This is a genomic window from Roseateles sp. (assembly GCF_031397715.1).
Classification (GTDB): Bacteria; Pseudomonadota; Gammaproteobacteria; order Burkholderiales; family Burkholderiaceae_C; genus Paucibacter_A.
In genome coordinates, this window is the sequence record NZ_JANNMI010000392.1 from 1 (window position 1) to 11,166 (window position 11,166).

Sequence of the window (11,166 nt, forward strand, 5' to 3'; positions counted from 1 at the left end):
ATTGTGCGGACGCTGTCCGCACAATCAGCGGATAGGCCCGGTAAAAGGCCAGGTAACCGTAAAGCTGGCGTTTGCCCACGTTGCTGACAGCTTGGTCGCGCAGGGCTTGGGCCAGCTCAGACAGCAACTTGTCACCGTAGCGGGCGCGGTCTGCCCCCTGCAACTCGAACTCAGCAATGTGGTGGCCAATGAACCAGTTGCGCAGCGTCAGGTTGATGTTGACGGCTTTGGCAGCTTGCTCAGCCAGCGCCGCATGGGTTTGCTGGATAGCTGCCACCAAATCGGCAAAGTTCAAAGCTTGGGTACTCATGCCCGGTTCACCTCAGAGGTCATAGCCGAGCCCTGCTAGGTTCTTGCGAATTTCGGCCTCCAGCCTTGCGCTCTCTTTGAATTGATCGCCCAAGGCAGTGGTCAGGCGGGCCATCTTTTCTTCAAACGGCTCGGCATCGGCCACTTGCGCTGCTGCGCCAACGTAGCGGCCGGGGGTGAGCACATAGTCGGCCTTGCGGATATCGTCCAGCTTCACCGCTTTGCAAAAGCCCGCCTCGTCGGCATAGCCGCTGCCGCGCTGCCAGGCGTGGAAGGTGTTGGCGATCTTGGCCGTGTCATCGAACTTGAAGTCGCGCAGCACGCGGTCTTTCATGTAGCCAAGTTGGCGCGCGTCGATGAACAGCAGCTCGCCAGGGCGGCTGCGCTTGCCTTTGCCCTTGCTCTTGCGCTTGCCTTTGCCCTTGCTCTTGCGCTCGGCCTTGCTGCGCGTGAGGAACCAGATGCAGGCCGGAATCTGCGTGTTGGTGAACAGCTGGCCGGGCAGGGCCACCATGCATTCCACCAAGTCGGCCTCGATCAGGGCTTTGCGGATTTCACCCTCGTTATTGGTGTTGCTGCTCATGGAGCCGTTGGCCAACAGCAGGGCCATGCTGCCGTGCGGGGCCAGGTGGTGGATCATGTGCTGCATCCACGCAAAGTTGGCGTTGCCGTCGGGCGGCACGCCGTACTTCCAGCGCGGGTCGTCGTCACGCACGCCCTCTTTCCACGCCTTCATATTGAAAGGCGGGTTGGCCATGATGAAGTCGGCGCGCAGGTCGGGGTGCTGGGGTCGGGTGTAGGTGCTGGCGGGCTCTTTTCCAAAGTCGTAGTCCAGCCCACGAATGGCCATGTTCATGCTGGCCAGCCGCCAGGTGGTGGGGTTGAACTCCTGGCCGTAGATGCTGAGCTGGCCGATCTTGCCGCCATGCTCCAGCACAAAGCGCTCGCTTTGCACAAAGAAGCCGCCCGAACCGCAGCAGGGGTCATAAACGCGGCCCTCAAAGGGCTCCAGCATTTCCACAATCAGGCTGACGATGCTTTTGGGCATGTAGAACTCGCCGCCGCGCTTGCCGGCGGCAATCGAGAACTCGCCCAGAAAGTATTCGTAGATATGGCCCAGTATGTCTTTGGCCCTGAGTGCGCCGTGGTTGAACGGGATTTTGGAGAACTCGTCAATCAAGCCGGGCAAGGCGTCATCCACACGCCAGCGGGCGTAGCTTTTGTCGAGCACGCCTTTGAGCTTGGGGTTGTCTTTTTCTACCGCCTCCAGCGCGTCGTCCAGCAAGCGGCCTATGCCTTTGAACTTGTACTCATCCAGCGCGCCATTCGTGACGCTGAGCACGGTGTCGATGGCGAGCGTGGCGCTGTCTTTCAAAAAATCCCAGCGGGCCAAGGCGGGCACCCAGAAGACATTGGTCTCGGTGTAATAGTCGCGCGCTTCCAGCTCTTGGGCGATCATCTCGCCCGCATCTTCACCCAGGTAGTAGTCGTTGGCGGGGTCTTTGAAAGCGGCTGCTAGTTCCAAGCGGCGCTCTTGGAAAGCATCGGAGATGTACTTCAGGAAGACCAGGCCCAAGACGACGTGCATGTACTCGCTGGGGTTGACGGCAGAGCGCAAGCGATCGGCGGCATCCCACAGTTGCTTGTCGAGTTGGTTGAGGAATTGCTGCTCTTCGTCGTTCATATTTTTGTTGTCACTGATTCGCCGACTTGAACGCATTACGCGCATTACTCGCATTGCACTTGCGTCTGTGCCAAGCCACAAATAGCGCGCCATCTAAAAATCTAACGTCTTGCCTTGGCGTCACAAGGCCTCTCTTGGCGGGCATTCTAGAGGACGACTCTGAGCCCGATCGAAGCCATGCCTACTGAAACGCCACCTCCGCAAAACTCCTCAGCTTGCGGCTGTGCAACTGACTCAAAGGCCCGGCGCGTAATAGCTCGACGGTGCGCAGGCCGATGCGCAAATGCTGGTCGACACGGGCGCGGTAGAAATGGTCGGCCATGCCGGGCAGCTTGATCTCGCCGTGCAAAGGCTTGTCGCTGACGCAGAGCAAAGTGCCATAGGGCACGCGGAAGCGAAAACCGTTGGCGGCGATGGTGGCGCTCTCCATGTCCAGCGCAATCGCTCGCGTCTGGCTGAAGCGGCGCTCCGGGCCGCCGTGGCGGTCGTTGGGTAGCAACTCCCAGTTGCGGTTGTCGGTCGAGGCAACGGTGCCGGTGCGCAAGACGCGCTTGAGCTCGAAGCCGCTGAGCTGAGTCACGTCGGCCACGGCCTGCTCCAGGGCGACCTGAATCTCGGCCAGCGGCGGGATCGGCACCCACAGCGGTAGCTCTTCGTCCAGCACATGGTCTTCGCGCACATAGGCATGTGCGAGCACATAGTCGCCCAGCTGCTGGCTGGTGCGCAGGCCGGCGCAATGGCCCAGCATCAGCCAGGCATGCGGGCGCAGCACGGCCACATGGTCACTCATGGTCTTGGCATTGGCCGGGCCAACGCCGATATTGATCATGCTGATGCCGCTGCGGTCGCGCCGGATCAGGTGGTAGGCGGGCATCTGCGGCAGGCGCGGCAAGGCGGCACCCATTGCGTCCTCGGCCTCGGCGCTCAAACCGATGCGCCTGGTTAACAAGTTACCTGGCTCGACAAAGGCGATGCAGTCGTCCAGCTCATGCGGCAGCAAAGGGTCGATGGGCTGCTGCATCAGCGCGCGGCCCATGCGTACGAACTCGTCGATATAGAAGGGGTAATTGGTGAACAAGACGAAGTTCTGAAAATACTCGGCGCGCGTGCCGGTGTAATGGCGCAGGCGCTGCAGCGAGTAGTCGACTCGCGGTGCGGTGAACAGGGCCAGCGGCTGCGCGGCACCGGGGCTGAGCTCTTGCGTGCCATTGGCGATGCCGTCGTCCATCGCGGCTAGGTCGGGCAGGTCAAACAGATCACGCAGAAGGCGGCGGCGCTCGGGCGTCAAGCTGACTTCAAAATGCTCCTGCTCGCCCAGCGCAAAGTGCAGAGGAATCGGCTGGTTGCTGCTGCCCACCTCGAGCGCTTCGCCGTGGTTGTCCAGCAGCAGCTGGAATTGCCGCAAGTTGTAGTCGGCAAACAGATCGGGCCGGGTCAGCGTGGTTTCATAGTTACCAATGCCGTCAACAAAACCATAGGCCAGGCGCGCATCGGGCGGTGCGGCATGGTTGTTGGAGCGCAGACGCAAGCGCACAAAGGGGTAGCAGGCGCGCACTTTGGGGAGGTCATCGCCGGCCACAAAGCGCTGCAGGGCGGCGCGCAAATGCTGAACGCTGGCGGCGTAAATCTGCTGCGTTTGCGCCAGCGCGGCGGCGGCCTCGTGGTACTGCATCGGGGCAAAAAACGGCGGGCTGAAACTCATGGGCAGGCTCCTGATCTTGGAGCCGATTGTGGCGTGTCGCCCGAGTGGATTCACGCCTGCTTGAGCAGATATTCCAGCTCGCCCCGACCCAGGCCCAGATCCAGCAATTCACGGTCGTCCAAGCCGCGCAATTCCGCCCGCATGCGTGCATGGCGCCGGCGCTGCTGCCAGCCGGCGAACCGGGTTTGTAGGTAGGTGCGCGTTATGTTTGCCAAGTGCATGGTGTTTCTCCGTGGTGTTGCTGCGTATCTTCCGATTTAGGTTATGGTTTGAATAGTTGAATCATCTGATTGCTGAATGCAGGAAACCTGATGCGTGCTTTGAACTTGGACCAGCTCCGCACCCTGGTGTCGATCGCCGACTTGGGCACGTTTGCCGCCGCTGCGCAGGCTTTGCACTTGGCGGCGCCAACCGTCAGCCTGCACATCAGCGAGCTCGAGGCGCGACTGGACGCGGCGCTGCTGCTGCGCGGCAAGCGCGGCGCGCAGCTGACTCCGGCGGGCCAGGTGCTGGTGCAAAAAGGGCGCGAGCTGCTGCGCGATGCCGATGCGGCGGTCGAGTTGGTGGCACGCCACGCGCGCGGGCAGGCCGGCCGCGTGCGGCTGGCGACGCAGACCGGCGTGCTGGTCTATTTGCTGCCCCAGGTGCTGGCGCGTCTGAAAGCGCTGCACCCGACCATCGAGGTCGAGGTGGCGGTGCTGGGCACCCATCACACCTTGGCGGGCTTGCGCGAGGGCCGCCAAGATTTGGGCCTGGTGACACTGCCGCTGCCGGCGGGCCATGGCCAATGCAGCGAGCCCTGGCGCAGCGACCCGATGCTGGCGTACATGCCCTTTGATTGGGACGCGCCAGCGCAGGTCACGCCGGCCTGGCTGGCCGACAAGCCGCTGATCCTGAACGACAGCAGCACCCAGATGTACCGTCACACCATGGCCTGGTTCGGCCAAGCCGGCTTCAGCCCGGTGGCGCGCATCGAGCTCAATTACACCGAGGCGATCAAGAGCATGGTGGTGGCCGGCTACGGCGCCTCGCTGATGCCGCAGGAGCTGGCCGAGGCGCCCCATGTGCTGGGCGTGCATGAGCGCATGCAGCTGCGCCCGCTGTTGCCCGCCTTAACGCGCGAGCTGGTGCTGGTCTACCCGGAGCCGGCGCTGCTGCCGCCGGCGGCGCTGCCGGTGCTGGAGGTACTCAGAGAGTTCGCGCAAGCGGCGCTAACGCTCAACGCGAGCGCAGCTCACGCGTCGTCTGCTCGCGCTCGTTCAAGCGCTGCTGCGCCGACAGCGGCCTGACCTTGCCGGCGGCCAGGGCCGCTTGATCAAGATTGGCGCCCCAGCTCTGGCCGGCCCGCAGTTGCAGGGGCGGCGCCAGCGTATCGAGCAAGGCGGTATCGACCCAGGGCATGGCCTCGGCCAAGACCAGCTTGGCGCGGGGCTTGATCGCCGCCTCGCCGATGCGCCCGCGCTGGCCCCAGCTGACGCTCAGGTCGGCGCTGAGCGCGCCCTCTTGCAGCTTCGTCGTCACCGCATAGTCGCGCAGCACACCGTAGCGCAGCTGCATCATGGTTTCTTCCAGCAGCATGGCGGCGTCCTCGCGCGAGAAGGTCTGGCCCTCCGGCACCGAATAGGCGTAGTCATCGCTGACGCGGTCTTGGCTGAAGAAGTGAACGATTTCATCGGGCGTGTACGCGATCTGCAGCGCCGTCGGGGTCGCCCCGAAAGACAGCACCTTGGCCAAGCCCTGCATCTCGCGTGAATAAAAGGGCAATTGCTCCGCGAGGCTTTGCGACAGGCCGCGCGCCGGGCCGGCCTGAAAGACGCGCTTGTCGGTGGGCAGCCCGGCATGCAGGCGCGGCGGCATGAAATCGGCCGCATGGGTCAGCTCGTGATACAGCAAGCTGCCCAGCGCGTAGACCACCTCGCCCAAGGGACGGCTCAGGCGCGGCTCGCGGGCCAGGCTGTTGTAGGCGTGCTGGTTGTCCTTCACATATCGCCAGGGTGAAGAAAAGCCCAGCGCAGCGCCGTTATTGCTGCGCGGGTCGGGTGACTCGCTCACCGTGTCGCGCTGTTCGGGCGTCAGCCAGAGGTTGCTGGCATCCAGGTAGATGGCGCCGGTGCCGCTCCAGTAAAACGAGGGCCGTACCCGGCCGCCGATGACGATGGCCGTGACGCTGGCCAACATGCGGCGGTAGTCGCCGTGCGGGTCTTGCTCGCGCAAGAAGCGCTCGAACACCTCGCCCATCCAGTCGTTGGACACCAAGACCCGCTGCATCACCTGCTCAACCGTCGGCACTTGGCCCGCCGTGGCCTGGCCCAGCAAGGGCAGCTTGCCCAAGGTGCACAGATTGGAGTTCTGCAGTCTCGGGCTGTAGACGCATTCGTCCAGCGCCGCCGCGAATGGACCTTGGGCCAGAAAAGGGTAAACGCGGCTGACCGGGTCACTGGCGCCGAAGGCCGGATCGGCCGGCAATCCGGGCGCCGGCGCTTGCACCAGCAGATTGAACTGGCCGCTGAGTTTGGCGCCGCTGGCCAGGGTGATGCTGGCCTGCAGGCGCAGTGTGGTGTCGACGGCCGTCTGCGGCGCGCTGAACACGACGCGGCGTGTGTTGGCCTCACCCAGGACCACGCTCGGGCCATCCAATTGACGCCATTGGATGCTTGCCGAGTCCCAATCGGCTTCGCTCAATTTCGCGCTGGTGACGCGCAGCGAGGTCTTGCCGCCGGCCAGCACCGAGGGTTCGCCGCGCACAACGGCGGCGTCGTCGCCGAGCGCTGCCTTGGCCTCCATCTGCACGCTATGGCTGAAGCTGCCGCCCTGGCCGTCTTGATAGCTCAGCTCGAAGCGGTAGGCCTGACCGGCGGCGGGCTCCAGCGAGATCGCTTGCGAGCGCGCCGACAGCGGGTTCAGCGCCGTGCCCGCGGTCTGCCGCCAGCTCAAGGTTTTGAGTTCTTTGCCGCTGCACGCAAGCAGTGCAAGCTCGGTGTTACGTCCCTGCAGCGGCGCGGCTTCTTGGGCCAATTTGGCGACCGAGCCGGGTAGGCATTCGGCGCTCAAAGGCGGCACGGGCACGGGCACGGGCAGAGGCGCCGGCGTGGCCGGATCGCTTTCGCCGCCTCCCCCGCAGGCGCTCAGCAGCAGCACTTGCGTCAACAAAATCAGCGGCAGCGCGCGGCGCCGAAACTCGCTGTGGATTTTTGCCGTCATTTCGAATTCACTCCCCCAAGTGCCGTATTCATGCTCGGTCATGGCCGCTGCTCGCCGGCCGGCTTTGTTTGCCATGCCCAACTGAGTCGATGTTACAAGCTGCCGCGCGTCGCCTTCGGCCGCTGGGTCTTCCCTTCAGATTGCTTTTGATCAGCGACGGCTTTATTCGTCATCATTGGCCGGCGCCTGTTCCTGGTCGGCCTGGGTTACCTGTTGGTGCCCGGCTACCGGCGCTTTCTGAACCAGCCCCATGCCGAAGCCGAGGGGGGCTGTGCGCGCGACTTGCAGCCGCCGATTTTTCTGCCATCCTGGCTCCTAGGCCGAGATTGATGTGCCGCGCCGGAAGAATATTTTCGCCAGGATGAAGGGGCTGAAAGGGACAAAGGCAGGGCCGGCGAGTGAGTCCAACCCGACCCGCATCCTTCAGGCTTGCCGGCGCCCGGCGATCAACACCGTCGGCAGCTTTTGCAGCTGTACTTGCGCCTGCTTCGTCACGACCCGGGCCGCCTGTGTGCGCATTTTTTGCTCAGTCTCGGCCTGCTCGGCCAGATTCATGCCGAGCACGGCCGACGCGGCAACGGCGCCGAGGGCGGTCAAGCAGGTGGTCAAAAGCGGAGTGGGCTGGCGGGTGTTCATGACTGCGGCTCCTTGGTGTTGAGGGGGCTCCTCTGTTGCAATGCCTGCAGTGTCCGCAAAGCCGCCCTGCGGAGCCACAGCCGCGCGATGAAGCGCCCGCTTGGCCGGGCGAAATGAGAATAGCGGCGATGAACGGAGTGGCTCTCTCAGCGGTAGGCGTCGACCTTGCGGCTCAGTGCGCAGGAACTCGTGTAGCGCGACAGCAGAAGGTCGGGGTGCAAGGCAAGGTTCAACACTTTTTGGCGGCGCTGGAATTCCACCTAACGCTGATTGCTTACGGCATAGTCCATGCGGCCTTGATTGAGCTTGCGCAGATTGGCAGCGGCGTTGGGCGCGTCCTCGCGGACAAATCCGCTGCCCAGCGCTTGCTCCAGTTCCGGATAGACAAAGCCATGGACGGTGCCAATCGTCAGCCCGCGCAAATCGGCCAATGAGCTTGGCCGCTTGGCGCGGGCCGCAGTCAGAATCACCTCGCCCTCAGGCAGCATCGGCTGGCTCCAGTCAAACGGGCCGGCAAACCACTCCGGCAACATCGCACAAACAAGGTCGCCCTGACCTCGCTCCAGGGCCGCGAGACGGGTGCGCTCAGTACTTGGCGCCAAAGCCAAAGATCGGCTTGCGCATCGTCCACAGTCCTGCCGTGATGTCCGGCAATGGGAGGGTCTTGAAACCCGCGGCAATCGACTGCTCAAACTGCCCCAAATCGACCAAGACATAGGCCCGACGAGCGAGCGCAACATGGCGTAGAAGGCCTCGGCCTGCATGGCGCCGTCAGGTCGGCACGGCCGTGAAGGCCAGCAGGTCTTCTTCGCGCAGACCCAGATAGACCGGTTGGCCGGCGCGCCGGTGGATATTGATCTTGGCGTTGTAGACCCGGTGCAGCCGGCCATGCTTGTCGCTGATCTCGAACTCGCTGATGCCGAAAGCGCCGGCCGCATTGCGGCTGCCGGTCAGGTAGCAGGCGATTTCATCGATCTCGGCGCCGGCCAGGGTCAGGCCGTTGAGGACCTTCAGCGGGCGCCGCGTGCGCGCGACAAAGTCGACCGAATCGATGCGCTGAACCTCGCCGCTATGTTCGTCGCGCATCAAGGTGTTGAACTTGCCGAGCAGGATCTGCCCCGGCAGGGCGCGTTCGATCATGCGGGCCAGCTCTATCGTGACCTGGCCGACCAAGTAGCTGAACGAGGTCGGGTTCAGCCCTTCGCTTTGGTAGAACTCATAGTGCGAGCCGACATGGAAGGCGGCGCGTAGCTGGGGCACCGATTCCGGCCGGCGCGCCCGCTCGCGCGCCAGCGCGTTGTCGGCCAGAATGAATTGCAAGAGTTGGTACAACTCGACATTCGCCTCGATGCCGCGCATGCGGTTCCAGATATAGAAGCCGTCGCCGGTGGTGGTGCGGGCGAAATTGATATTGATCTCGCGGTCCAGCAGCTTGGCATAAGCGGCATTGACCGAGCAGGACAGGCTGTTCAGCTGCACCACCTGCTGCAGCGGCGTCAGCAGCGAAAAGCCGACCGCGTCGAACAGGATCACCGCCCGGTCCTCGACCAAGCGAATGCCATAACGGGCCACGATAGCGGCAATCAAATCCAGCCCCAGGCCCGCATCGGGAGCGAAGGGCAGCGCGATGAACTGGGGCGTCAGGTCCAGCTCGGCGGCCACCTGGCTGAACTGTGCGGCCGGCAGATGCGTCTGGTTAGCCAGTAACTCGTCGAGCAAGCGGCCGCGTCGCACGGCCTCTTGCGGTTCGGTCGCGCCTTGAGTGAATTCGGTCAGCAGAGGATGGGGCGCGACCAGCAGTTGCAGGCCGCTGGCGCCGTTGAAGCCGGGGGTCCAGGCAAAAACCAGGTTCTCGCCCAAGTCCCAGAGCGCGTACAACAGCTGATCCAGCACGACGATGTTGTCGCGTACCTGGGCCTCGCTCAGGCCGGCCGGCAGGGCGTAGGCCATAAAGCCGTCAAGCCATGATCTGCGCTTGCGGATTTCTTCTGTCACTCGGCGGCTCCCCTGATCAACACTGGAGTCAGTATTGTCAGGGAAACGCGCGCGGTTTTTAGAGACGGCGCACGGCGGGCTTGGCCGAGGCGAGCATCAGCTGCTGCCGCTGGCTGTTGACGCTCAGGCCGGTGACGACGACGCGCGGCAGCTGCACGATTTCGGTCCGCACCGCCTTGCCGGTGATGACCACCCGATCGAGTTGCTGCTGGGGCTCGGCGGCTTGGGCGGTGGCGCCGGCAAATGAGGCGGCGGCGAGGACGATTTGAACGAAGGTTTGATTGCGCATGATGGGCTCCTTGGGTGAACATCGAAGCGCCTGCTGTGAATCAAAGGGCTGCTTCGTTGAACTCAGTATCGGAAACCAGCCGGCGCGCCGCCATGGCCGTGCGATGAAGTGCCGGCGGCTCAGCCTGGCCTGCAGTTGGCGCCGATGAAAGGGTTTACCCGGGTTTTACAAGGCCGCCCCTGGCCCGGTCCGGCGCGTCAGAAAGCGCGCCGAGACGCCTTCGCCCTATGATGCCCGGTTGCTTCGCCATTCTGCTCACCATGTCCGACCCCCAATCTTTGTCACAGCCGTCTTTGCCTTTGCCCTCGCCTTTGCCGTTCGAGATCCCGATGATTCGTGTGCGCGGCGCGCGTACCCACAATCTGAAAAACATCGATGTGGACCTGCCGCGCAACAAGCTGGTGGTGATCACGGGCCTCAGCGGCTCGGGTAAATCGAGCCTGGCTTTTGACACCCTCTATGCCGAGGGCCAGCGCCGTTACGTGGAGAGCTTGTCGGCCTACGCACGGCAATTCCTGCAGCTGATGGACAAGCCGGACGTCGACGTGATCGAGGGTTTGTCGCCTGCCATTTCGATCGAGCAGAAGGCCACCAGCCACAACCCGCGCTCGACCGTCGGCACCGTCACCGAAATTCACGATTACCTGCGTCTGCTCTATGCGCGCGCCGGCACGCCGTTCTGCCCCGACCACAACTTGCCACTGGAGGCACAAAGCGTCAGCCAGATGGTCGACGCGGTGTTGGCGATGCCGCAGGACTCCAAGCTGATGCTGCTGGCGCCGGTGGTGCGCGACCGCAAGGGCGAGTTCATTGAACTGTTTGAATCTCTGCAGGCGCAGGGTTATGTGAGGTTCCGGGTCGACGGCGCGACGATTGATGCACCCGACTTCCCGCTGCTGAAGAAGACCGAGAAACACGATATCGATGTGGTGGTGGACCGCATCAAGCTGAAGGCCAGAGACGCCAACGACGCCGACGAGAGCGCCGACGGCCTGCGCCAGCGCCTGGCCGAGAGCTTCGAGGCGGCGCTGCGCTTGGCTGAAGGGCGCGCCCTGGTCTTGAATATGGACAGTGGCGTCGAGAAGGTCTTGTCGAGCAAGTTTGCTTGCCCCGCCTGCAGCTATTCGCTGTCGGAGCTGGAGCCGCGGCTGTTCTCGTTCAACTCACCCGTCGGCGCCTGCCCGTCTTGCGAGGGCCTGGGCCAGCTGACCATGTTCGACGCCGACAAAGTCGTCGCCTTCACGTCCCTGTGACTGTCCAGCGGCGCGGTGAAGGGCTGGGACCGGCGCATTGCCTATACCTTCTCGATGCTGGTGGCGGTGGCCGCGCATTACCAGATCGACATCGACC

Annotated in this window: 10 protein-coding genes and 1 pseudogene; 2 read left to right on the top strand and 9 right to left on the bottom strand. The window is 63.7% G+C overall.

All coding sequences use genetic code 11. From position 1 onward, the window contains the following. The 4 genes from RMO57_RS16785 to RMO57_RS16800 form a co-directional block, all read right to left on the bottom strand. Nucleotides 1–310 (bottom strand): DUF1016 N-terminal domain-containing protein (locus tag RMO57_RS16785; protein ID WP_310388548.1); only part of this gene is annotated, 310 nt, incomplete at its 3' end. A 12-nt stretch (nt 311–322) separates the two neighbouring features. Further along, on the bottom strand, nt 323–1,993 hold the full coding sequence (locus RMO57_RS16790; protein ID WP_310388550.1) for a class I SAM-dependent DNA methyltransferase: 1,671 nt from the start codon (nt 1,991–1,993) through the stop codon (nt 323–325). Nucleotides 1,994–2,174: 181 nt separating this feature from the next. Continuing rightward, the gene (locus RMO57_RS16795; protein ID WP_310388552.1) at nt 2,175–3,695 is read right to left on the bottom strand and encodes an AMP nucleosidase; all 1,521 of its coding nucleotides are present in this window, start codon (nt 3,693–3,695) and stop codon (nt 2,175–2,177) included. A gap of 50 nt (nt 3,696–3,745) precedes the next feature. Continuing rightward, nucleotides 3,746–3,916 (bottom strand): DUF1127 domain-containing protein, encoded by a 171-nt coding sequence (locus RMO57_RS16800; protein ID WP_310388555.1) that lies wholly within the window; start codon nt 3,914–3,916, stop codon nt 3,746–3,748. Between the two features lie 90 nt (nt 3,917–4,006). On the opposite strand from RMO57_RS16800, the gene RMO57_RS16805 reads away from it, so the two are divergent. After that, the gene (locus tag RMO57_RS16805; protein WP_310388557.1) at nt 4,007–4,984 is read left to right on the top strand and encodes a LysR family transcriptional regulator; all 978 of its coding nucleotides are present in this window, start codon (nt 4,007–4,009) and stop codon (nt 4,982–4,984) included. On the opposite strand, the gene RMO57_RS16810 is transcribed toward RMO57_RS16805, so the two are convergent. The 5 genes from RMO57_RS16810 to RMO57_RS16830 all read right to left on the bottom strand — a co-directional run bounded on the left by RMO57_RS16810 (nt 4,914) and on the right by RMO57_RS16830 (nt 9,816). Further along, nucleotides 4,914–6,971: a hypothetical protein gene (locus RMO57_RS16810; protein ID WP_310388559.1), complete on the bottom strand. Its 2,058-nt coding sequence runs from the start codon at nt 6,969–6,971 to the stop codon at nt 4,914–4,916. The two genes, RMO57_RS16805 and RMO57_RS16810, sit on opposite strands and share 71 nt — an antisense overlap. A gap of 348 nt (nt 6,972–7,319) precedes the next feature. After that, nucleotides 7,320–7,532, bottom strand: coding sequence for a hypothetical protein (locus RMO57_RS16815; RefSeq protein ID WP_310388561.1), 213 nt, complete (start codon nt 7,530–7,532; stop codon nt 7,320–7,322). Between the two features lie 260 nt (nt 7,533–7,792). After that, complete coding sequence (locus RMO57_RS16820) at nt 7,793–8,134, bottom strand: transporter substrate-binding domain-containing protein (protein ID WP_310388563.1); 342 nt, start codon at nt 8,132–8,134, stop codon at nt 7,793–7,795. Between the two features lie 169 nt (nt 8,135–8,303). Continuing rightward, complete coding sequence (locus RMO57_RS16825) at nt 8,304–9,527, bottom strand: hypothetical protein (RefSeq protein WP_310388565.1); 1,224 nt, start codon at nt 9,525–9,527, stop codon at nt 8,304–8,306. Between the two features lie 58 nt (nt 9,528–9,585). Next, nucleotides 9,586–9,816 (bottom strand): hypothetical protein, encoded by a 231-nt coding sequence (locus RMO57_RS16830; protein ID WP_310388567.1) that lies wholly within the window; start codon nt 9,814–9,816, stop codon nt 9,586–9,588. Nucleotides 9,817–10,145: 329 nt separating this feature from the next. Between RMO57_RS16830 and RMO57_RS16835 the strand changes: the two are divergent. Further along, nucleotides 10,146–11,166 (top strand): annotated as a pseudogene (locus RMO57_RS16835) (excinuclease ABC subunit UvrA); the annotation flags it as partial.